The sequence below is a fragment of the Bogoriella caseilytica genome, from assembly GCF_003752405.1.
GTDB classification, from domain to species: domain Bacteria; phylum Actinomycetota; class Actinomycetes; order Actinomycetales; family Actinomycetaceae; genus Allobogoriella; species Allobogoriella caseilytica.
Genome location: NZ_RKHK01000001.1, coordinates 1785171 through 1806654 on the forward strand (window position 1 = coordinate 1785171; position 21484 = coordinate 1806654).

The window sequence follows — 21484 nt, forward strand, 5'->3', positions numbered from 1 at the left end:
GATGCTTGCCGCTGCTGCGAGCAGGCCGCCTTAGCTCAGTCGGCAGAGCGATTCACTCGTAATGAATAGGTCGTGGGTTCGATTCCCACAGGCGGCTCCATGAGGGAGTGCGGAACCAGCATGGAACCGCCTGCCATCTCGGAGCGTTATCTCCTCGTGATCAGCCCGCACCGCGGGCTTCGGACAGGATGTGTCATGGATCATCTGATCGCTCTGGTCCCGTCGATCGGCGTTGGAATCCTCCTCTGGATCGTGCTCCGCGGGATCATCAATGCGGATCGCCACGAGCGGGCCGCGCAACAACGCTTCGATGAGGAACGCGCCGAGAAATCCGCTCGAGGTGACAAAACGTTTCCGGAAGATTAATGTGGCGAGAGTGCTGAGCCGCCTTTGAGACTCTGCGCGGCAGTGACAGGACTCCGACTACGAAAGACCGGGGAGCAACAAACATGGCACAGAAGGTTCAGATCCAGCTCATCGACGATGTCGATGGCACTCCCGCTGTGGAAACGATCACTTTCGGCCTCGATGGCGTGAGCTATGAGATCGATGTGAACGAAAAGCACGCCGGCGAACTGCGCGAAGCGCTGTCCACCTGGGTGGGACACGCCCGTCGCTCCGGCGGCCGGCGCACCACCGGACGTCGTGGGGCGCGCGCCGCTGGCGGTTCCGCGTCGGACGCCGGAAAGATCCGCGACTGGGCAAAGAGCAACGGCTACAAGGTCTCCGAGCGCGGACGCATCCCTGCGGACATCCGCGAGGCGTACGCGAAGGCGAACGGCTGATAGGCCTGTAGCGCTTTCCTGATTGACTGGCCCGGCACCTGCGAAGGTGTCGGGCCAGTGGTCTGTGCGCGGACACCTGCTCCGGGCTCGTTCTCCGGGGCGGCCCATGATGGAATGGGACTATGACTTACACCCTCATCCTGCTTCGCCACGGCGAGAGCGAATGGAACGCGAAGAACCTCTTCACCGGCTGGGTGGATGTGCCCCTGTCGGAGAAGGGCATTGAGGAAGCCTCTCGCGGCGGCAGGCTGCTCACCGAGAACGGCCTCCTGCCCGATGTGGTGCACACGTCCTTGCTGCGCCGCGCGATCTCCACGGCCAACCTGGCGCTCGATGCGGCTGAGCGGCACTGGATCCCCGTCAAGCGCTCCTGGCGCCTCAACGAGCGCCACTACGGTGCGCTGCAGGGCAAGAACAAGAAGGAGGTCCGTGACGAGTACGGCGAGGAGCAGTTCATGACCTGGCGCCGCTCCTACGACGTTCCGCCGCCGGAGATCGAGCTGGGCTCGACCTACTCCCAGGATGCCGATCCGCGCTACGCCGGGGAGCCGATTCCGCGAACCGAAGCCCTGTTGCAGGTTCTCGAGCGCTCGCTGCCCTACTGGGACGAGGCCATCGTGCCCGATCTCCAGGATGGCAAGGTGGTGCTGGTCGCCGCGCACGGGAACTCGCTGCGCGCCCTCATCAAGCACCTCGACGGCATCGACGACGAGACGATCTCCGGTCTGAACGTGCCCACCGGCATTCCCCTCGTCTACGAGCTGGACGAGAACTTCAAGCCCACCAAGCCCGGTGGCACCTATCTCGACCCCGACGCCGCAGCCGAGGCCATCGCCGCAGTCGCCAATCAGGGTCGCTGAGGGAGCGCGTAGGTGAGCGTGGGGCCGAGGGGCGAGGTTCTGCCGAGCTGGGGCGCGGTACGCGGCGACATCGAGCAGGGTCGCTGAGGGAGCGCGTCGGTGAGCGTGGGGCCGAGGGGCGAGGTTCTGCCGAGCTGGGGCGCGGTACGCGGCGACATCGAGCAGGGTCGCTGAGGGAGCGCTCAGCGCCAACAGACTGAAGGGAGGCTCCCCCGCAGTGGGGGAGCCTCCCTTGGTCGTTGCGTGTGGTGAGGCTCAGACCTCGGGGACCTCCACGACCGCGTTGGTCAGGTCGCCTGTCACCAGGTAGGAGATGCGTCGCGCCACGGAGACGCCGTGGTCGCCGAATCGCTCGAGGTAGCGGCCCAGCAGCACCAGGTCGACGACCTCCTGCCGGGTCAGTGGCTCGTTCTCGTCCAGCACGAGCTCAAAGGTCTGACGGTGCATGGCGTCGATGATCTCGTCGTCGTGCTCGATCGAGGCGGCCAGGTCCAGGTCGTTGTCCTCGAGCAGGCGTACCACCTGCTCGGCCACCTTCGCGGCCTGCTGCGCCATCTTGAGCACCACCTCGTGGGAGCGGCCGGACAGCGCGGTCTCCGGGTAGCGTCCGCGGGCGACGTCGGCCACATGCCGGGCCAGGTCACCCATTCGCTCGATGGTGGAGGACAAGCGCAGCGCGGTGACCACCACGCGCAGGTCGGAGGCCACCGGTGCCTGGCGAGCCAGGAGCGAGACAGCCTGTTCGTCCACACTGCGCTGGCTCTCATCGATACGCTTGTCGGCGTCGATCACTCGCTGGGCCAGGTCCAGGTCGGCCTGCTCCAGCGCCGTGGCGGCGGCGGAGATGGCAGTCGACGTGTCCTTGGCCATGGCGATCAGATCGTTGCCCAGCTGTTCGATCTCTTGCTTGAAGATGGTGCGCATGGCCACACGTCTCCTCGGTCTCGGGGTCCGCCGCGAGGCGGTATCACGGGCGATGCCCAGGCGCAGGAGCGCCAAGGTCTGAACTGCCAACCGTAGCCAAGTGCGGCAGAGTGTACGAACGGTGGCTTCCGGGCGTCTACCCGGTGACATGTCGAGGTAGGGACGGTGAACGCCCCGGAAGCCGCTTAGGCTGGCCGCCATGGAGCACTGGTTGGCCCTTCTCGCCCTGGGTGTCGCACCCGTCGTCGGCGTGATTGCCTACCTCCTCGGTGCTCGCTCGCAACGCCGCCAGCAGGCCTCGGCGGCCACGACCACCTCCGGTCAGGACGACATCGCGGTGCTGTCGGTGCTGCCCCAAGCGGTGATGGTGCTCGAGTCCGATGACGAGGTCCAGCTCGCCTCGGCCGGAGCGCATGCGCTCGGCCTGGTCCGTAACGACACGTTGGTGCATCAGGAGATCCTCGAGATGCTGAGCGCCCATCGCGCTGATGGTGAGATCCACGATCAGGAGGTGAGCGTCGCCCGCGGAGCGGGGAATGAGCTGCGTCTGGGTGTGCGCGTGGCACCGCTGCGTGAAGGGCGCGTGCTGGTGCTGGCCGAGGATCGCACCGAAGCCCGGCGCCTCGAGGAGATTCGCCGGGACTTCACCGCGAACGTCTCCCACGAACTCAAGACGCCGATCGGCGCGCTGTCGCTGCTCGCCGAGACGGTCACCGAAGCGGCGGACGAGCCGGAGACGGTGCGGCACTTCGCCTCGCAGATGGGGCGCGAAGCCCGGCGGCTGGGCGAGCTGGTGCAGGACCTGATCGAGCTGTCCCGCTTGCAGCGCGCGAACGCCCTCATGGCGCCTGAGCTGATCTCCGTCGATCAGGTGGTCGACGAGGCCATCGATCGCATGCAGGTCGAGGCCATGTCCCGCAATGTCCAGCTTGTGCTCGGTGGCACCACGGGCCTTGAGGTCTTCGGGGATCCGACGATGCTCACCGCCGCAGTGCGGAACCTGCTGGACAACGCCGTTCGCTACTCCCGGCCGTACAGCAGGGTCGCGGTCGGGGTCTCCTACGCGGCCGAGTCACATGAGGTGCGCATCGCGGTCGTCGACCAGGGCTCGGGCATTGCACGCGAACATCAGGACCGGGTCTTCGAACGCTTCTACCGCGGCGATGAGGCACGGTCGCGGGAGACGGGCGGCTCCGGCCTGGGACTGGCCATTGTGAAGCACGTGGTGGCCGACCACGGTGGCCGGGTGGAGCTGTGGTCCACTGCCGGTACCGGCTCCACGTTCACGATCGTGCTCCCGGAGGCGCAGATCACCGACGTCGCTCCCATGGCCGACGTCGAGACCCACCACCACACCGGCGGAGCGTCCCGGCCTGCCGCCGCGGGGCGCCGAGCTCCGATCGAGCATGCACCTATGGAGGACACACACCGATGACGACCATTCTTCTCGTGGAGGACGAGGCCTCCTACCGAGAGCCACTGACGTTCAAGCTTCGCCGTGACGGATTCGAGGTGGTGCCGGTGGCCGACGGGCAGGCGGCGCTGACCGCCTTCGACCGCGGCGGTGTGGACATCGTGCTCCTCGACCTCATGCTGCCGCGCCTGTCTGGCACGGAGGTGTGCCGCCAGCTCCGCCAGCGCAGCAAGGTGCCGGTGATCATGCTGACCGCCAAGGACTCCGAAATCGACAAGGTGGTGGGCCTGGAGATCGGCGCCGACGACTACCTCACCAAGCCCTACTCCTACCGTGAGCTCGTCGCGCGGGTGCATGCGGTGCTCCGGCGGGGCAGCTCTCAGGATGACCTCGACGAGCCCGCGGTGCTCACCGTGGGGAACGTGCGCATGGACGTGGAGCGCCACGAACTGGCCGTGGACGGCGTTCCGGTGCCGATGCCCTTGCGGGAGTTCGAGCTCCTCGAGCTCTTCCTGCGCAATCCTGACCGGGTGCTCACTCGCGGTCAGCTCATCGACCGGATCTGGGGTTCGAACTACGTGGGTGACACCAAGACCCTGGATGTGCACGTCAAGCGCGTGCGCGCCAAGATCGAGGCGGATCCCGCCCGCCCCCAGTTGCTGCAGACCGTGCGCGGACTGGGTTACAAACTGGTCAGCCCGGAGAGCTGACGCCCGGGTCGAGCTCCGCTCAGTTCTGGCTGCGGGGCACCCAGGTCTCGCCCGTGGTCACTGCGTCGAGGTACTCGTCGTAGGGCGGGACGGTGCCATCAAGGACCGGGGCCTGCACCTGGATCGATCCGTCCTCGGGCGTCGACAAGGTCCCGGTCAGCTTCCCGCCCGGCGCCACGGTGATCTCTGCGATGGTGAGGTTCTCCTCCATGAGATTCACGGTGCCGGCCGCCGGCACCTCGAAGCTCTCGACCAGGCCGTCCAGATCCAGGGTGATCTCGACGTCCGAGGAGGTGCGGTTCACCAGGGATCCGAGGACGAAGCCGGCCTCGCCCTCCGCCTCGGTCAGCAGCATGAGGTTCTCCACGATCACCGCGCCCTCGCGCAGCTCGGCGCGCACGCCGTCCCCGCCGGAATAGGGCTGCAGCGTCATCACCGGGTTGGTGAAGGAACAGCCACCCAGGGCCAGGGCTGCGCTCGCGGTCAGGGCAACGGCGGCGAGCTGGGAACGGCGGGGGGTCACGGCGGTGGTCTCCTCGGTTTCTCTGGCACAGCGGGGGCGCATAGGCCGCCCAGCAGGAGGTTACCCGAGACGCGCTAGAATAGGTGTGTTCACGACCCGAGGAGAACACCACAATGACCTTCGCCGTTGGCGAGACCGTCGTCTACCCCCACCACGGGGCTGCACTGATCGAGGACATCTCCACCCGCAAGATCCGCGGTGAAGAGAAGACCTACCTCCACCTCCGGGTCGCGCAGGGGGATCTGACCATCCAGGTGCCGGCGGAGAACGTCGACCTTGTCGGCGTTCGCGACGTTGTCGATGGTGAAGGCCTGGAAGAGGTCTTCGACGTCCTGCGCGCTCCCTACACCGAGGAGCCCACGAACTGGTCGCGCCGCTACAAGGCCAACGTGGAGAAGATCGCCTCCGGTGACGTCATCAAGGTGGCCGAGGTCGTGCGCGACCTCTCCCGCCGCGACACGGACCGTGGCCTGTCCGCCGGCGAGAAGCGCATGCTCGCCAAGGCGCGGCAGATCCTCGTCTCGGAGCTGGCTCTGGCCAAGAAGACCGACGAGGAAGCGGCCGAGGGCATTCTCGATGAGGTCCTGGCAACCGAGGTGCCGGAAGCTCCCGAGGCCGCTGAGGCGTCCGAGGCTTCCGAGGCTTCCTGACCGAGCGATCTGACGGAGCGATCGACCTGTGCGGCGCAGTGCGGTGAGCGCGAGCCACCCATGGTGAGTTCGGTCGCCGTGCTGACCGCCGCCGGCTCCGGCACGCGTCTGGGCCCGGCCGGTGCCGGGCTGCCCAAGGGCCTCGTCCCGCTTGCCGGGGAGCCGCTGGTCTTGCGCGCCGCGCGTGGCCTGGCTGCGGCCGGTTGTCTCGATGGCGTGGTGGTCACGGTGCCGGCCGGCTCGCTGGCGGAGTTCCGAGCGCTCTTCCCAGGCGACGTCGTGCCCGGGTCCGCGCTCCCCGTCGCTGTGGTCGTGGGGGGAGCCACTCGTCAGGCGTCGGTGGCCGCCGGCCTGCGCGGCATCCGCCCCTTGCTGGCCAGTACCGGAAGCACGTCCGAGTCCGGGGCCTGCGCGGACGTGGTGCTGGTGCACGACGCCGCCCGCTGCCTGACCCCACCCGAGGTGATCCGCGCCGTCGACGCCGCGGTGCGCGCCGGGCGCCGGGCTGTCGTGCCGGCCGTGGCCGTGACCGACACGATCAAGCAGACCGGCCCGACTGAGGCCGACGGCGCCGCGGCGGTGACGGCCACTCTGCACCGTGCGGCCCTGCGCGCCGTCCAGACGCCGCAAGGCTTTGCCGGTCTGCTGCTGGAGGACGCCCACGCCGCGGGCGCTGAGCACGGCGGTGATGAAGCGACTGCCCTGTCCGATGATGCCGGGCTGGTCGAAGCGATGGGCGAGCAGGTCTACGTCGTCCCCGGGCATGAGCGCGCACTGAAGATCACCACCCCCGTGGACCTCGCGCTCGCCGAGTTGCTCCTCTCCACGGAAGAAGGCGCCTGATGGCAGTCCCGCAGTTGCGCACCGGCATCGCCACCGATGTGCACGCCTTCGCACCTGCCGGTGACGCCACTGCCCCGCGTCCGATGCGCATGGCCTGCCTGAGCTGGCCCGGTGAGCCGGGCCTGGACGGGCACTCCGATGCTGATGTGGCCGCCCATGCCGCCTGTGATGCGTTGCTGTCTGCCGCCGGCCTCGGTGACCTCGGCTCCCAGTTCGGCACGGACGACCCGGCCTGGAGCGGTGCCTCGGGTGAGGCTTTCCTCGCGGAGACTGTGCGGCGGGTGGTGGCGCAGGACTGGCACGTGGTCAGCGTGGCGGTACAGGTCATCGGCAACCGGCCGAAGATCGGGCCGCGCCGCGCCGAGGCCGAGGCGGCGATGAGCGCCGCGGTGGGTGCTCCCGTCTCGGTCTCCGCGACCACGACCGATGGCCTCGGACTGACCGGCCGCGGTGAGGGCGTGGCCGCGATCGCCACCGCCTTGCTGGCCCGCGAGTCCTAAGAGTGGCAGGTCCGGGGCCCCTGGGGGTGTGTGAGCACGGCGTGCCGGCGGACGTGGCCCCGTCCACTACGGGGCCGGCGGGGTGTCCCGTGCCTTCAGCGGCAGGAAGGCCAGCAACCCCAGCACCAAGGTGAGCACGATGCCGAGCATGCCCAGGAACTGCCCACGGGATTCGGTGCCGTAGACCGCGATCCCCAGTGAGGTGAAGGCGGCGATCAGGGCGGGGGAGATGAAAGAGACCCCCCGGCCCACCGTGGCGTACAGGCCGAACATTTCGTTGATGTCCTTGGCCGGAGTCATCCGGGTCAGCAGGGTGCGGGAGGCGGACTGTGCCGCACCGACGAAGCTGGAGAGTCCCAGCCCGCACATCACGAAGACCCACGTCAAGGGAATGGGAGGCTCCTCCACCTCCACCATGGTCACCGTGTATCCCACGATGATCGCGCCGAAGACGATGATCGCGGCCAGAGCGCCCACGATGACCGGCTTGGGGCCGAAGCGGTCATCGAGCCCGCCAAGCAAGAAGGCGCCTAGCGCGGCGGCGATGTTCGCGCCGATCGCGAACATGATGATCTGGGTCTGGTCCATGCCGTAGGAGGCCGAGGCGATGACGCCGGCGAAAGCGAACACGGCGGAGAGCCCATCGCGGTAGATGGCCGCGGCGATGAGGAAGTGCAGGCGCGGGCGGTCCGAGCGCCACAGGCCCGCGATGGTGCGGCCGATGTCGCGATAGGTGCCCAGGAGGCGCAGAGGCTTGCGTTCCAGCGCTTCACTGCGCACGGTGGTCGGCCCCCAGAACATGATGGGGAGCGAGAAGAGCAGCATCCACCCGGCGCAGATGAAGCCGACCATGCGGACGTTCTCGAGGTTGTCGGTGGGGAGGCCGAGTTGGCCGCCGAACTGCACGAAGACCACCGCGATCACCAGGGTGAGCATGCCGCCGACGTAGCCCGAGGCCCAGCCGATCCCGGAGATCCGGCCCACGGTCTTGGCCGTGGAGATCTGATGCAGCATGCCGTGGTAGAAGACGCCGGCGATCTCGGTGATGAGCGAACAGACCGCCACCAGGGTGACGCCAAGGATCAGGTAGTTCGGCTCCGGGGGCACGAAGTACATGGCGGCCATGCAGACCACCGCCAGGAGTGAGGTCAGGGTCAGCAGCCTGCGCCGGTTGGCCACTCGATCGGCCCAGGCGCCCATGAGCGGGGCGAGGAGGGCAACCAGGATGCCGGCGATGAGCTGTGCCCGGGAGTACACGAGCTGCCCCTCGGCCGGCGTCGCCGCCACCTGGTCCACGAGGTAGACGGTGTAGACGAAGGACAGGATCGTGGTGTTGAAGGCGTTCGAGCCCAGGTCCCACAGGATCCACGAGCGCACCGTGCGCCGTGGCGAGGCCTCTTCGGGGAGCCCGCCGATCACCGGAGCTGGTGGGCGGGGGGCCTGGTGGTCGTCCCCGTGCTGCGCGTCACTTGTCACACGCGGAGCCTAGACCGCCCCGGGTGAACGGTGGGCGAACGCGGCGCCGATCGCGTCACCTGAGAGCGTGACCGTGACCCTGCGCGGCGAGCCCTGAGGCAGACCTCAGAGCTCCGGGGCGACCATCAGGGCACGCCGAGCCACCTCCTGTGCGGCGAGAGCGGCGCGCGAGGTGGTGCTGGACGAGCGCAGCAGCGCCGCCACGTGGACCGCCACCGTACGCTCCGCACATCCCAGCGCCCGCCCGATCTCCCGGTTGGTGTGGCCCTCGATGACGAGGTCCAGCACGCGCCGTTGCGCCGCGGTGGCCGGGAGAGTGCCGGTGAGCGTTGCTGCCTCCCGCTCCACCTGCTCGGCCACCCGCCCGGGCCAGGAGCGCAGTAGCAGGCGCGCACGCTGCAGGCTGAGTACTGCGGAGACCCGGTGCCCACTCCGGGCTGCGACTCTCGCCCTCGCCAGATGAACACGGGCTTGGTCGGCGGCCCCGTGCTCTCTGAGGTCGATGGCGGCGAGGTCCTCGGTGCGTGGCTCCTCACCCGCGGCGTCACTCAGGACGACCCGAGCGAAGGGCGCCCAAGGGCGCTCGGCCCACACGCCCGGCACGGTGGCCGCGAGGAAGGAACGTGCCGCATTGGCGGACAGGCCGAACTCGAGCGCCACTTGGGCCACTTCCCAGGCCCGGTGACTGCGGCTGTCGTGACCGGCTCTGGTGGTGCATCGCTGGTAGGCCAGCAGAGCGGCGCGGATCGATCCGGTGCCCGCAGCGGCGGCGATCACGCCACCCAGATAGGCGTACACCCGCACCCAGGGGTGATCGATGGCCACTGAGGCCTGGCGAGCCCGAGTGCCGAGTTCACGGGCCTCGGAGGTCAGTCCGCGATGCCAGGCGAGTCGAGCGGCCTTGGCCAGAATGGCGACACGCTCGTTGCGTTCGAGACCGCTGGGCAGCGGCAGGTTGGCATAGTCCCAGCCGCGTTCCCATTGACCGGTGCGTTCGGCGAGGTCGATCGCCTGCCGCACCACGCTGCCCTGGGCGCGTAGCTGTTCGCTGAGGGTTCGGGCCCGGGAGACCTGGATCCATGCCGCCGTCTGCGCCTCGGGATCGTCGAGATGGCGATGTGCCGCCACCAGCCTGCGGTTGAGCCCGTTGGTGATGGCGCGCGAGCGGACGTCTTCCAGGCCTGGGTCGCGAAGCTCGGCGATCTCGTCGAGGACAGCCAGTGCGGCCGCGGGCGCCTGGCCACTGCCGTCGTCGGGCGGTTCGTAGGTAGCCAAGGTGATACGAGCGTGACTGACCGCATGCCGCAGGCGATGCCCGTGAGTGGCCCGGCCGGCCAGATGCAAGCACTCACGGGCCGCGGCCAGAGCCTCCGTCGTGCGCTCGGCGCGTAAGAAGGCGGCCGAACGCGCCGCGGCGACCTCGGCGCGTAGCCGTGACGGCCGGGTGGTGTGTGCCGCCGCTCGCTCGGCGGCGTCGAGGGCCCGCCACGTGCCGGCGCCGTCGCCGCGTAGCCACGCGTCGTGGGCTTCTGCGATCAGGGCACGGCACTGTTCCGCGGGCCCGACGTCGCCCTGCTCGTCGACGGTGTGCATGCTGTGATCTACGCATAAATGACTACTCGAAGCAAGATCTCGCCGCGGCAGACTACCCGGTGTGAGCACTCCCGCCCTGGCCCTCGAAGGGCTGACCCGGACCTTCACCCGCCGGCGTTCCGCCCCACGCACGGCGCTCGACGCCATCGATCTGGTGCTCCCCGCCGGTGGGGTCCATGGCCTGCTCGGCCCGAACGGGGCCGGCAAGACGACGCTGTGCCGGACTGTGTCCACCGTGCTGTTGCCGAGTGCCGGCCGCGCCGCCGTCCTCGGTCATGATGTTGTCGCCGACGCCGCCTGGGTCCGCCGGGAGATCGGCATCGTCTTCGGCGGTGACCGTGGCCTCTACGAGCGGCTCACGGCCGAGGAGAACCTCCACTTCTGGTCCGCGATGCACGGCCTGCGCGGCCGGGCGGCCCGACGGCGGAGCGCGGAACTGCTCGAACGCCTGGGGCTGGCCGGCCGGGCCCGGGAGCGGGTGGAGACCTTCTCACGCGGGATGAAGCAGCGTCTCCATCTCGCCCGCGGCTTGGTGGCGGACCCGAGCGTGCTTCTGCTCGACGAGCCGACGGTGGGCATGGATCCGGTCTCGGCCCACGACTTCCGCGGGCTCATCGGACAGTTGCGCTCCGAAGGGCGCACCATCCTGCTCACCACACATGACATGGCCGAAGCCGAGGCAGTGTGCGACACAGTCACCTTTGTCGACCGCGGTCGCATCGTGGGCGCCGGCACCCCGTCAGATGTGCGGCGCCTGCTCGAGCGCGGGCAGCGGATCCGGGTGTACGGGATCGACGCCTCGGCGCTCGCCGTACTGGAGGAGGCGCTGGTGGGAGCGGCGCCCGAGGATGCCGTGAGCCTGGAGTACGAGGAGGGCGCGGGGTCCGTCCTCCTGACGGTCACCGGCGGGGAGGAGACCGTCGCTCAGGTGCTCATGGCGATCGTGCAGGCGGGGCATACCGCGATCACCGCCGCACCGCTCTCGCTCGAAGAGGTGTACCTCGGGCTACTTGGCGCCGGCGATCGCGGGATGCAGCTGTGAGGGCGAGTGCCGGTCGCATGAGGGGAGCGGACGCCGGCTGGAATCCGACTTTCGCTGAAGTGGTGCGAGCCTTCGCCGTCGGTGCCTCGAGTCAGGTGCGCCAAATGCGGGGAAATCCGGATTGGTTCCTGGCAATGTTCACCGCGCCACTGCTCACGGCGGTCTTCGTGACGATCTTCCTCGCCGCCGACCGGGGCGACCTCACCGCCTACGGCGTGCTGGCCCCGGCACTGATCTGCCTGTTCCAGATGTCGCTGCAGACCGCCGGTGAGCTGATCTCCCGTGAGCGGGAGAACGGCTCGCTGGAGGCGCTGCTGGCCGCCCCGGTACCCTTTGCGGCACTGCTCATGGGACGCATCGCCGCGGTCACGGCGATCTCGATGGTCGGCTTCGCCGAGTCCTGGCTGGTGGGCTGGGTGCTCACCGGCACCCCGGTACCGATCGCCCACCCGGAAGTCTTCGCCGTCACGGTCGCGCTCACGGCGGTCGCCATGACCGGGTGGGCCGGGGTGATGTCTTGCGTGTTCGTGCTGGCCCGTTCGGCCCGCACCTTCCAGAACTCGCTGTCGTACCCCTTCTACCTGCTCGGCGGCGTGCTGGTGCCGGTGGCACTCCTGCCCGCCTGGGCTGAGGTGCCGTCCCGCCTGGTCTTCCTGTCTTGGTCCTCCGACCTGCTGCGCGATGCCCTGACCGCCGAGCCGGTACTGGACCTGCCGTTGCGACTGGCCGCGCTCGCCGTCCTTGCGGGGGCCGGATACGCGCTGACGGCGGTGCTACTGAGTCGCACGCTGCGCCGCGTGCGTGCCACCGGGAGGCTGACCCATGCCTGACACTCTGCACACCGAGACCGTGCGCCGGCCACGCGCACTCACCACGATCCGCGCTGCCGGCCTGGTCGCTGCCGCCGATATGCGCGCCACCCACACCGTGTTCACGTGGAGCCTCGGCTGGCTCAGCCGGGTGCTGGTGCAAGTGGTGTTCTTCGCGGTGATCGGGGTGCTGCTCGAAGACGCCGGCGCGGTGCAGTACTTGTTCCTGGGCCAGGCGGTGATGGTGCTCGTCGCCGAGCTGTTCTTCGCCGTGCCCTCCACCACGTGGGAGCGGGGGAGCGGCACGCTGCCGCTGCTCGTGGCGGCACCGGCGGCTCTCTGGCCGGTCTTCGTCGGGCGATCCCTGCAGTGGCTACCCAGTGGCTTGGCGACCTCGACGGTGGCCTTGTTCGCCCTCGGTCCACTGTTCGGCCTCACCTGGAGCCTGGGCTCGGGTACGGCCGCATGGGCGGTGCTGGCGGTCACAGGGATGGCGATGTACCCGGTGGCGCTCACCCTCGCGGCCCTCGTGCTGCAGGGACCGAGATGGCGGAATGTGGTGTCCAATGTGGGGCACACGCTGATCATGTTGATCGCCGGAGTCACAGTGCCCACCGCGATCTGGCCGGGCTGGCTGCAGGCCGTCGGTCAGTCGCTTCCGCTGACCCATGGGCTGCAGGCCATCCGCGACCTCGAGGCCGGCGTCGCGAGCACCGCCTCGGTCCTCACGGGCACCGGCGTGACCCTGGGCCTGGGCGCGCTATGGCTGGCGGCGGCCGCGGGACTCTTCACCATCTTCGCGGAGCGGGGCCGGCGGGCCGGGAGTATCGCCTTCCAGGAGTAGGCCGGCCGCGAGCTTCCGCGATCGCCGCCGGTGCCCGTGCCGGGTGCTACTTGACCCTCGACCCAGGTGAGGTCCGAGAGTCGCGGCATGACCACCAAGCTCCCCGGACACGAGCGGCCGGCACCAGAGTCCGGTGGCCCTGCGGCCGCCTCAGCGCAGCTATCCCGCACCTACTGGGCCTGGCTGGCCGGCGTGGCCTGGACCTCGGTGGGCGTCAATCTGCTCTCCTTCGGCCTGGTCTGGGCGGCTACCGACCACAGCGCGGCACTGGCCGGACCGCTGCTCCTGATCAGCACGATCCCCCGGGTGACCCTCAGCCTCCTCGGCGGCGCCGTCGCCGACCGGTACGGGCCGGCACGGATCATGCTCGGCTCGGATGTGCTCATGACCGCCGTCATGGCTGCGGTGGCGGTTTTCCTCCTGGGGCGCGACGCCTCACCGGCCCTGCTCGTCCTCGCGGCCGCGGCCCTAGCGGTGACCTTCGCCTTCTACGAGCCGGCGGCCGGCGCCATCCCGAAGTTCCTCGTCCCCCCGGCTGCCCTGCCGCGTGCGATCTCGGCCCGCCAGCTCGTGGCGCATGGATCACAGCTGGTGGGCCCGGTGCTCGGCGGACTCGCGGTCGGCCTCGCTGGGCTGCCCCTGGCCTTCGCCCTGGGCGCGGCGGGCTTCGCGGGGATGGCCGTCATCCTGCTGGCCCTGAGGCGCCGGATGCCCATGCGCGCACCGCACAGTCCCGACGGCGGGGCCGGCGAGCCCGGCCTGTGGTCGCGGATGCGCGCGGGCCTGGCCGTGGTGCTCCGCACTCCAGTGCTGCGCGGGATCTCCGTTCTGGTCGCGGCCTTCGCGGCCTTCGTGATTCCCTTCGCGGCCCTGCTGGTGCCGGTCCTCGCCCGGGCGCGGGAATGGGACGCCGCAGCGGCGGGAACCATCGCGGGCACCTACGGCGGCGGTGTAGCCCTCGTGGCGGTGCTGGTGATGTGGCGCCGTGGCTTCGCGCGCGCCGGGTTGGCCGTCATCGGCGGGATGGGCCTCGCCGGGATCGGCATGGTCGCCTTCGCCTTCGCCCCGGCGGTTGAGGCGGGGCTGGCCGCGGGCCTCCTGGTGGGCGTAGGCACCGGTCTCTTCGTGACGCACCTGGGCCCGATTTTCGTGGCCGCCGCACCGCCGGAGGCGATGTCGCGGGTGTCGGCGGTGCTCCTCATGGCGCAGTCACTGCCGTTGCTGGCGGTCAATCCGGGCCTGGGCGTGGCAGCCGAGCGACTCCCGCCGGGGGTGGTCGTGGCGGTGTGGGGCGGCCTCGCGGTGGTTGTCGGCGTGCTGGCGCTGACCAGCACGGCCCTGCGGCGCATGCGACGCCCGCAGTGACGGCCCAGGTTGACCCTCGACCCACTCCAGGGTGGAAGATCGGCGGCATGGCACGCGATGGCGCAGGAGACCTGGCGCTGCTCAGCATCGGGGAGCTGGCGCGCGCCTCGGGCCTGAGCATCAGCGCGCTGCGCTTCTACGACCGTCAGGGCCTGCTCCGCCCGGCGGAAGTCTCCGCTCACTCCGGCTACCGCTGGTATGCCGCCGCCCAGATCGAGGAGGCGCAGCTCCTGGCCGCGCTGCGCACGCTCGGCCTGCCACTTGCGGAGATGGCCGCGGTGCTGGCCCGCCCCGGCGAGTCCGCCTCACTGCTAGCCGCGCACCTGGATCGCCTCGAGGAGGAGCTGACCGGCGCCCGGGAGCAGGTCAGCTCGATCGGACGGCGGTGGGGCGCGACCCGCACCGGCGCGGGGGGTGCGGCAGGCGGCAACAACCGCCGGACCCCTGACTCCGGTGAGCCCACCACGCTCCTCGTGACCGCCTCGGCGCTCGCCGATGGTCTCCGCACCGTCCGGCACGCTGTCGGCGACGACCCGGACATGCCGGCCATCCACGGCGTCCTCTTGGTCGCGATCACCGGCGCCCTGCGCCTCGCCGCCACCGATCGCACGCGCGCCGCCTTCGCCGAGGTGCCCGGAGCGGTCACCGGGCGGTTCCGAGCCCTGTTGCCCACCGCGGCAGTCGATGCCCTCGTGGCGCGGCTCGCCGACATGCGCGGGCAGGCCGAGCTGTTGCTGAGGTGGCGGAAACCGCGGCTGAGCATGCGGGCCGGGATCGAGACCGTCCTTGAGGAAGACCTACCCGAGGCGGCCTTCCCGGATCTCAGCCATGCCATCCCCAAGGCACGGCAATCCGCCATGGTCGATGGCGCAGCACTGGCCCGCGCCCTGGCCACCACGCCCGAAGTGCAGACCTGGTGGCTCGCGCCGGGCGGAGCCCTCACGCCGGCCGGATCGGCAGTGCCCGAGGACGCGGCACTGGTGAATCGCGACTACCTGGCGGATGCCCTCCAAGCCTTGGAGGAGCAGGCAGTACGGCTCGATTTCGACGGCCCAGCCCAGCCGCTGGCGTTGCGGCGCGCGGAAGACCCGGGCTCCTTCTCCGTGCTGCTCCCCATCACTCCTGAGGAGCGGGAAGGCCGGCACTGATCTGGCCGAAGGCCTCCTCGATGAGCTCAGGCAGCCGATCGGCGTCCGCCCCCGAGTGCTCCCACAGGCGCAGGGCGGATCTGACCGCCGAGCCGGCGGCGGCGGCCACCAGCCAGGGATACATATGGGTGGCCGGGTCGATGCCGGTCCGGGTTGCCATGAGATCCCGGACGACGTCCTCGAGCCGGGTGATCGCCGCGGACTGGTAAGACCGCAGGGAGGGATTGGCATCAACGAGCTCGATGCTCTGGCGGAGCAGTTCCAGCTCGTCGCGTGGCCGGGCACGGATGAACTGGCACATGAGCTCGCACATCACCTCGAGCGGGCGCTCGGTGCGTGGATCTCTGGCGAACTCCTCGATGACGCTCCGCCAGTCGAGGGCCCCGGCCGAGAGGACGGCCTCTTCCTTGGAAGTGAAGTAATTCGAGACCGTGCGGGGTGAGACGAAGGCCTCGCGTGCGATCTCGTCGACGGTGACGGAATCGAGCCCCTTCTCGCGGGTCAGCCGAAGGGCGGCGTTCGTGATCGCCTGGCGGGTCATCTGCTTCTTGAGCTCCCGCAGCCCCATCTCAGGTTCCGTCACATCGTTGAGATTACCGCGTTCTGCCAGGCGGGACAGGCCCTCAGGGCGGGCTCTGCGCAGCGACCTGCCCTTCCGACACGTGCGCGTGTCTTAAAAGTGCGAATCGGGTGAATTGCGGACGCAGTGAAGTCCGAATCAAGAACCTTGCGGACCGTGCAAAAATAGCCAATACTGAACCGTACGACGCGGTTCACCCCGAATCGGGTCGCCCCCGGGGCACCTGCCCCCAAGCCCCCAGTGAAGGAACTGATCCCCATGAGCCGTGCAGCCGCGTACTTCGCCACCCTCCTCACCCTCGTGGGCGACCGCCTCGGAGACCGCCGTGATGAGCGCGGCGCCACCGCCGTGGAGTACGGCCTGATGGTTGGCCTCATTGCCGTGGTCATCATCGTGGCCGTCATCGCCCTCGGTGAGAACCTCCTGGACATGTTCACCGATGTGAACACCGCGCTCACCGGCGAGGGCACGGAGGGCTGACCTTCCCCCCGTGAGTCTGGCTTCGGCGCAGCACCCTGGGGCGCTGCGCCGAAGCCGGGCCTGACCACCAGCGTGACCGAGCGCGACCAGAGCAAAGGGCGACCATGCGGGAACAGCATCGCGATCGCGGCGCCGCTGCCGTGGAGTTCGCGCTGGTGCTGCCGCTGCTGGTGGCCCTGGTCCTCGGGATTGCGGAGCTGGGCCGGGCGTACCACGTCCAGACCACGCTCTCCAATGCCGCTCGGGACGGCGTCCGGGTGATGGCCCTGCAGAACGATCCGGTAGCTGCCCGTGTGGCCGCACGGGCCTCGGCCAGCCCGCTGACCCTCAGCGATGAGCAGATCAGTGTCACACCGGCCAGCTGTGCCGCCATCGGCACCACCTCGGCCGGGACGGCCACGGTCACCGTGACCTATCCCTTCCGGCTCATCGGCGGCTTCCTGCCGATCGACGATTTCACAGTGACAGGTCAGGGGACCATGCGATGCAACGGCTGAGGCAGGAACGCGGCGCGGTCAGCGTCACGGTCGCGCTGTTGATCGTGCCGCTGATCGCCTTCGCGGCCATCGCCATCGACATCGCGGCCATGCATGCCGAGCGGCAGCAGCTCCAGACCGGTGCGGACGCCGCTGCGCTCGCTATCGCCCAGGACTGCGCCCGCGATGCCTGCGAGGATCCGGGCCACACGGCGCAGGAGTTCGCGACCGCCAATACCAACAGTGAGGCCACCGCCACCGTGGATCCGGTCCCCACGCCGGCCTCAGGACAGGTGACGGTGCAGAACTCCGGGCTGCGTGGGCACTGGTTCGCTCCCGTCCTCGGCTTTGACGAGACCGCGATCACCGCCTCAGCCAGCGCCGGCTGGGGAGCGCCGTCCGGCGGAACCTCGATGCTGCCGCTGGCCCTGTCGTACTGCGAATGGTGGAACCAGACCGGCGGCGGCACACCGTCCGGGAGCACCGCCCGGACCATCTACCTCGCCGGCACCGGCCCCACCCCGGGATGCCCCGGCCCTTCGGGCACTGTGCCTGGGGGCTTTGGCTGGCTCCGGACCGACCCGGGTACCTGCAACGTCACCACTGCGATCATGCAGACCCTGCCCACGGACACCGGCGTCTCGGTCTCGTCGGGATGTACCCCGGCGGACTTCGTCGCGCTGCAGAACTCCACGGTGCTTCTCCCGATCTTCGACCGCACCGAGGGAACGGGCTCCGGCGCTCGATATCGCGTGTACGGCTACGCTGCCCTGACCATCACCGGCTACAGCTTCGGCGGTCAGTACCGCTGGAACAACCCGTGCTCCGGTGATGCGCGCTGCGTCCGGGGGTACTTCACAGAACTTGTGGACCTCTCCGACGCCTTCGACTACAGTCCGGCCGCCCCGGAGCTGGGCGCGGCGATCGTCTCCCTGCTCCCCGGCCCCGAGTGAGTGCGCCATGAATCGTCGTGTCCTGGCCGCCGTCGTGGCCCTTCTGCTGGCCGCAGTGGGCTCGTTCGTGCTTCTCCAGTACGTCTCCGCTGCTGATCAACGGGCCGTGGCCGGCCTCGAGCCCGTCCGGGTGCTGGTCACCACGGAAGCCATCGCCGAAGGAACCCCGGCCGAGGACCTCGCCGAGTCGGTCTCCAGTGAGCTCGTTCCCGCGACCGCGGTGGGCCCCGGGGCGCTGTCCAGCCTGGATGAGCTCGGCGGACAGGTGACGGCCACCGCTCTTGAACCGGGCGAACAGGTGCTCGCCGGCCGCTTCATCCTCCCGGAGGAGCTGGCTGAGACCGCCGAGGTCGAGGTCCCCGACGATCTGCACCAGGTCTCCATCCTGCTGGAGCCGCAACGCGTGCTGGGCGGGCAGCTGGCCCCCGGCGCCGCCGTGGGGGTCATCATCTCCGTGGATGGCGAAGACCCACGGACACACCTGACCCTGCACCAGGTGCTGGTCACCAGGGTGCAAGGCGGCATCACCTCCGCCTCCCCGGAGGCAGAGGACGGTTCGGCTCCTCCGGCTCCGGCGCCGATGCCGGAAGGCAGCGTGATGGTGACCTTGGCGCTCAGCCCGGATGAGGCGGAGAAGCTCGTCTTCGCCGCCGAGTTCGAGAGGGTATGGCTCTCCCTGGAGGGCCCGGAGGCACCAGAGTCCGGTACTCGCATCGTCGCCCGAGACACCGTGCACGAATGAGCCACATCGTCCTGGCCAGTGCCTCAGCGGACCTCAGCGGGCGGGTCCAGGACGCCGTCGAGGGCGTGCGGCTTCTGTCGCTGCTGCCCGGGCCGCTACCGGCCACCCCCGCCCGCCTCCTCGAGCAGCTCGGCGACGCGGGCAGCCCCGACGTCGTCGTGCTCGACACAGCGCTCTCGGGCAGCGAGGAGGTGCTCAGTCTCGCCGCGCGCTTCGAGCAGCAGCACCCGGGCATCGCCGTGGTGCTGGTCAGCGATCAGGCCGCAGAGATCAGCCTGGCGGCGATGCGTGCCGGTGTGCGGGACATCCTGCCCGTTGTGGAGGATTCGCTCGAGATCCGGCGGGTGCTCAGCCGGGCCTACCAATACGCGCAGGCCTATCGCGCGAGCCAGGACGGCGCTGATGGTCCGGCGCCCACGGGCCGGATCATCAGCGTGGTCTCGGCCAAGGGCGGGGTCGGTAAGACCACCGTGGCCACCAATCTTGCCGTCGGCCTGGCCCGGGTAGCCCCTCATGCCACGGTGCTCGTCGACCTGGACCTGCAGTTCGGCGACGCCGCGAGCGCCCTGAACCTGGATCCTGAGTTCAGCCTGCCTGATGCGGTGCGAGGCCCGGCGGTGCGCGACACCATGGCCCTCAAGACCTTCCTCACCCAGCACGAAACCGGGCTCTATGTCCTGTGCGGGCCTCCGACGCCGGCTGCTGCGGACGCCGTCACTACCGAGGATGTCGAACGCCTGCTGCAGATGCTGGCCTCGGAGTTCCGCTACGTGGTGGTCGACACCGCCCCCGGTCTGTCGGAGCACACCCTCACAGTGATGGACCAGACCAGTGATCTGGTGCTGGTGACCAGCATGGACGTCCCCGGCATCCGGGGTCTGCGCAAGGAACTGGACACGTTGGCCGCCCTGAACCTGTCCACCGAGACCCGGCACATCCTCGTGAACCTCGCGGATACCCGCGCCGGCCTCTCGCGGAGCGACGTCGAGGCCACCCTGGGGACCGCGGTAGATCTGATGCTGCCGCGGTCCAAGGGCGCAGCGACCTCGGTCAATCAAGGCATTCCGCTCCTGCAGAGTGACGCGCGTGACCCGGTGACCAAAAGGCTGCGCGAACTCGTGGGGCTTTTCTCCCCGGCGGCGTCGCGTACCGCGCAACCCGATCGCCGGGCGGGGCGTCCGCGCGGTCGGCATCGCGCCACCCGGAAAGGCAGACGATGAACCTCTCCCAGCGATTGCAGGCAGCACGTGCCCCGGGCGACCAGCCCCCATCGGCCGGAATCGGCCCGGACATCGAGGCCGGCGCCGCGGCCGACCTGAGCCCAGTGGCCGAAGCGAGCCCTGCCCCGGTGCTGGGTCCGCCACCACCGGCTCCGCCGGAACCGGTCACGGGCCGCCGGACCCTGACTGCCCGCCAGAGCGCACCCGCCACCTCGCCACCGGCCACGGTGCAGGCCACGGCTACGCCGACAGCGGGGGCCGATGCGCTGACCCGGCTCAAGGATCGCGCAGCGAAGGCCCTGTTCGAGCGGATGGGGGCGCGCCTGAACGACCCCTCCCTGAGCGAGGAGCAGCTCCACGATCTGGTGCGCAGCGAGCTCAACCACGTGGTGGAAGGGGAGAAGGTGCCGCTGACTCCCGAGCAGCGCCAGCGCCTCATCAGCGAGGTGCAGGACGACGTGCTGGGCCACGGGCCGCTGGAACGGCTCCTGGCCGATCCCAGCGTCACCGAGATCATGGTCAACGGCCCGGACATGATCTACATCGAGCACAGCGGGAAGCTCACCCGCAGCGCAGCACGCTTCGCCTCCGAGGATCACCTGCGGCGCGTGATCGAACGAATCGTCTCGCGTGTGGGCCGCCGGATCGACGAGTCCTCCCCACTGGTGGATGCCCGCCTGGCCGACGGGTCGCGCGTGAACGCTGTGGTCCCGCCCCTGGCCTTCAACGGTTCCTCACTGACGATCCGCAAGTTCTCCAAGGATCCCTTTCAGGTCGACGATCTCATTCACTTCGGCACGCTCTCTCCAGAGATGGCCGAGCTGCTGCGGGCCTGCGTGCAGGCGCGGCTGAACATCATCGTCTCCGGCGGCACCGGCAGCGGGAAAACGACTCTGCTGAACGTGTTGTCCTCTTTCATCCCCGAAGGCGAGCGCATCGTGACCATCGAGGATGCGGTCGAGCTGCAACTGCAGCAGGAGCACGTGGTGCGCCTGGAGTCCCGCCCGCCCAACGTCGAGGGCAAGGGCGAGATCGGCATCCGTGACCTGGTGCGCAACTCCCTGCGCATGCGGCCTGATCGGATCGTGGTCGGGGAAGTCCGGGGCGGCGAGACGCTGGACATGCTCCAGGCGATGAACACCGGCCATGACGGCTCTCTGTCCACCGTGCACGCCAACTCACCCCGCGATGCCATCGCGCGCCTGGAGACGCTGGTGCTCATGGCAGGGATGGACCTGCCCCTGCGCGCGATCCGGGAACAGATCGCCTCGGCCGTCGACGTCGTCGTCCAGCTCACCCGCCTGCGCGACGGCACCCGGCGAGTCACCGCCGTCACCGAGGTCCAGGGCATGGAGGGCCAGACCGTGACCTTGCAGGACGCCTTCCTCTTCGACTATTCGGCAGGCGTGGACGCCGCCGGGCGGTTCCTGGGCAGGCCGCTCCCCACCGGGGTCCGCCCGCGCTTCACCGACCGCTTCGCCGAGCTCGGCATCAGCCTCTCCCCCCGGGTCTTCGGTACCGACCACTCACCCGGGGGGTTCCGGTGA

At 69.6% G+C, this 21484-nt stretch carries 24 protein-coding genes and 1 tRNA gene; 20 read left to right on the top strand and 5 right to left on the bottom strand.

Annotation, left to right across the window (positions count from 1 at the left end):
• Positions 1 to 24 precede the first annotated feature (24 nt).
• From EDD31_RS07935 to EDD31_RS07945, 4 genes are all read left to right on the top strand, one after another.
• Positions 25 to 100, top strand: a tRNA-Thr gene (locus tag EDD31_RS07935).
• Between the two features lie 95 nt (positions 101 to 195).
• Complete coding sequence (locus EDD31_RS14750) at positions 196 to 366, top strand: hypothetical protein (protein ID WP_170163241.1); 171 nt, start codon at positions 196 to 198, stop codon at positions 364 to 366.
• An 83-nt stretch (positions 367 to 449) separates the two neighbouring features.
• Complete coding sequence (locus EDD31_RS07940; RefSeq protein WP_123303672.1) at positions 450 to 785, top strand: histone-like nucleoid-structuring protein Lsr2; 336 nt, start codon at positions 450 to 452, stop codon at positions 783 to 785.
• 122 nt (positions 786 to 907) lie between these two features.
• Complete coding sequence (locus EDD31_RS07945; RefSeq protein WP_123303673.1) at positions 908 to 1645, top strand: phosphoglyceromutase; 738 nt, start codon at positions 908 to 910, stop codon at positions 1643 to 1645.
• 255 nt (positions 1646 to 1900) lie between these two features.
• Here EDD31_RS07945 and phoU read toward each other — a convergent pair whose 3' ends face one another.
• Complete coding sequence (phoU, locus tag EDD31_RS07950) at positions 1901 to 2569, bottom strand: phosphate signaling complex protein PhoU (RefSeq protein WP_123305316.1); 669 nt, start codon at positions 2567 to 2569, stop codon at positions 1901 to 1903.
• Between the two features lie 199 nt (positions 2570 to 2768).
• Here phoU and EDD31_RS07955 point away from each other — a divergent pair, with 199 nt between their 5' ends.
• Complete coding sequence (locus EDD31_RS07955) at positions 2769 to 4004, top strand: sensor histidine kinase (protein ID WP_123303674.1); 1236 nt, start codon at positions 2769 to 2771, stop codon at positions 4002 to 4004.
• The gene (locus EDD31_RS07960) at positions 4001 to 4693 is read left to right on the top strand and encodes a response regulator transcription factor (RefSeq protein ID WP_123303675.1); all 693 of its coding nucleotides are present in this window, start codon (positions 4001 to 4003) and stop codon (positions 4691 to 4693) included. Before EDD31_RS07955 ends, EDD31_RS07960 begins: the two co-directional genes overlap by 4 nt.
• A 19-nt stretch (positions 4694 to 4712) precedes the next feature.
• Here the strand turns inward: EDD31_RS07960 and EDD31_RS07965 are convergent, their stop codons facing one another.
• On the bottom strand, positions 4713 to 5216 hold the full coding sequence (locus EDD31_RS07965) for a hypothetical protein (RefSeq protein ID WP_123303676.1): 504 nt from the start codon (positions 5214 to 5216) through the stop codon (positions 4713 to 4715).
• A 113-nt stretch (positions 5217 to 5329) separates the two neighbouring features.
• On the opposite strand from EDD31_RS07965, the gene EDD31_RS07970 reads away from it, so the two are divergent.
• The 3 genes from EDD31_RS07970 to ispF are packed head-to-tail and all read left to right on the top strand — an operon-like array spanning position 5330 to position 7209.
• Positions 5330 to 5866, top strand: a complete 537-nt coding sequence (locus tag EDD31_RS07970; protein ID WP_123303677.1) for a CarD family transcriptional regulator — start codon at positions 5330 to 5332, stop codon at positions 5864 to 5866.
• Between the two features lie 60 nt (positions 5867 to 5926).
• Entirely contained in the window at positions 5927 to 6709 is a 783-nt protein-coding gene (locus tag EDD31_RS07975; RefSeq protein ID WP_123303678.1) for an IspD/TarI family cytidylyltransferase, read from the top strand.
• Positions 6709 to 7209 (top strand): 2-C-methyl-D-erythritol 2,4-cyclodiphosphate synthase, encoded by a 501-nt coding sequence (gene ispF / locus EDD31_RS07980; protein WP_123303679.1) that lies wholly within the window; start codon positions 6709 to 6711, stop codon positions 7207 to 7209. Before EDD31_RS07975 ends, ispF begins: the two co-directional genes overlap by 1 nt.
• 66 nt (positions 7210 to 7275) lie before the next feature.
• Here the strand turns inward: ispF and EDD31_RS07985 are convergent, their stop codons facing one another.
• Complete coding sequence (locus EDD31_RS07985; RefSeq protein ID WP_123303680.1) at positions 7276 to 8685, bottom strand: MFS transporter; 1410 nt, start codon at positions 8683 to 8685, stop codon at positions 7276 to 7278.
• Between the two features lie 105 nt (positions 8686 to 8790).
• Positions 8791 to 10278 (bottom strand): helix-turn-helix domain-containing protein, encoded by a 1488-nt coding sequence (locus EDD31_RS07990; protein WP_170163242.1) that lies wholly within the window; start codon positions 10276 to 10278, stop codon positions 8791 to 8793.
• 61 nt (positions 10279 to 10339) lie between these two features.
• Between EDD31_RS07990 and EDD31_RS07995 the strand changes: the two genes are divergently transcribed.
• From EDD31_RS07995 to EDD31_RS08015, 5 genes are all read left to right on the top strand, one after another.
• Positions 10340 to 11320, top strand: a complete 981-nt coding sequence (locus tag EDD31_RS07995) for an ABC transporter ATP-binding protein (protein WP_170163243.1) — start codon at positions 10340 to 10342, stop codon at positions 11318 to 11320.
• Between the two features lie 17 nt (positions 11321 to 11337).
• Positions 11338 to 12150, top strand: coding sequence for an ABC transporter permease (locus tag EDD31_RS08000; RefSeq protein WP_123303681.1), 813 nt, complete (start codon positions 11338 to 11340; stop codon positions 12148 to 12150).
• Positions 12143 to 12973 (top strand): ABC transporter permease, encoded by an 831-nt coding sequence (locus tag EDD31_RS08005; RefSeq protein ID WP_123303682.1) that lies wholly within the window; start codon positions 12143 to 12145, stop codon positions 12971 to 12973. Before EDD31_RS08000 ends, EDD31_RS08005 begins: the two co-directional genes overlap by 8 nt.
• Positions 12974 to 13060: 87 nt before the next feature.
• Positions 13061 to 14338 carry an MFS transporter gene (locus EDD31_RS08010; protein ID WP_123303683.1) on the top strand — a complete coding sequence of 426 codons (1278 nt, stop codon included), beginning with the start codon at positions 13061 to 13063 and terminating at the stop codon, positions 14336 to 14338.
• Positions 14339 to 14385: 47 nt separating this feature from the next.
• Complete coding sequence (locus EDD31_RS08015) at positions 14386 to 15486, top strand: MerR family transcriptional regulator (protein WP_123303684.1); 1101 nt, start codon at positions 14386 to 14388, stop codon at positions 15484 to 15486.
• Here EDD31_RS08015 and EDD31_RS08020 read toward each other — a convergent pair.
• On the bottom strand, positions 15455 to 16069 hold the full coding sequence (locus EDD31_RS08020; RefSeq protein WP_148058902.1) for a TetR/AcrR family transcriptional regulator: 615 nt from the start codon (positions 16067 to 16069) through the stop codon (positions 15455 to 15457). The genes EDD31_RS08015 and EDD31_RS08020 overlap by 32 nt on opposite strands.
• A gap of 255 nt (positions 16070 to 16324) precedes the next feature.
• Here EDD31_RS08020 and EDD31_RS08025 point away from each other — a divergent pair, with 255 nt between their 5' ends.
• From EDD31_RS08025 to EDD31_RS08050, 6 genes are all read left to right on the top strand, one after another.
• The gene (locus tag EDD31_RS08025) at positions 16325 to 16546 is read left to right on the top strand and encodes a Flp family type IVb pilin (protein WP_123303686.1); all 222 of its coding nucleotides are present in this window, start codon (positions 16325 to 16327) and stop codon (positions 16544 to 16546) included.
• A gap of 104 nt (positions 16547 to 16650) precedes the next feature.
• Positions 16651 to 17043, top strand: coding sequence for a TadE/TadG family type IV pilus assembly protein (locus EDD31_RS08030; protein WP_123303687.1), 393 nt, complete (start codon positions 16651 to 16653; stop codon positions 17041 to 17043).
• Positions 17031 to 17975: a pilus assembly protein TadG-related protein gene (locus tag EDD31_RS08035; protein ID WP_123303688.1), complete on the top strand. Its 945-nt coding sequence runs from the start codon at positions 17031 to 17033 to the stop codon at positions 17973 to 17975. The genes EDD31_RS08030 and EDD31_RS08035 overlap by 13 nt, the downstream gene beginning before the upstream one ends.
• A 7-nt stretch (positions 17976 to 17982) precedes the next feature.
• Entirely contained in the window at positions 17983 to 18717 is a 735-nt protein-coding gene (cpaB, locus tag EDD31_RS08040; RefSeq protein WP_123303689.1) for a Flp pilus assembly protein CpaB, read from the top strand.
• Positions 18714 to 19937, top strand: coding sequence for a CpaE/TadZ family protein (locus EDD31_RS08045; protein ID WP_123303690.1), 1224 nt, complete (start codon positions 18714 to 18716; stop codon positions 19935 to 19937). Before cpaB ends, EDD31_RS08045 begins: the two co-directional genes overlap by 4 nt.
• Entirely contained in the window at positions 19934 to 21484 is a 1551-nt protein-coding gene (locus tag EDD31_RS08050; protein ID WP_245991050.1) for a TadA family conjugal transfer-associated ATPase, read from the top strand. The genes EDD31_RS08045 and EDD31_RS08050 overlap by 4 nt, the downstream gene beginning before the upstream one ends.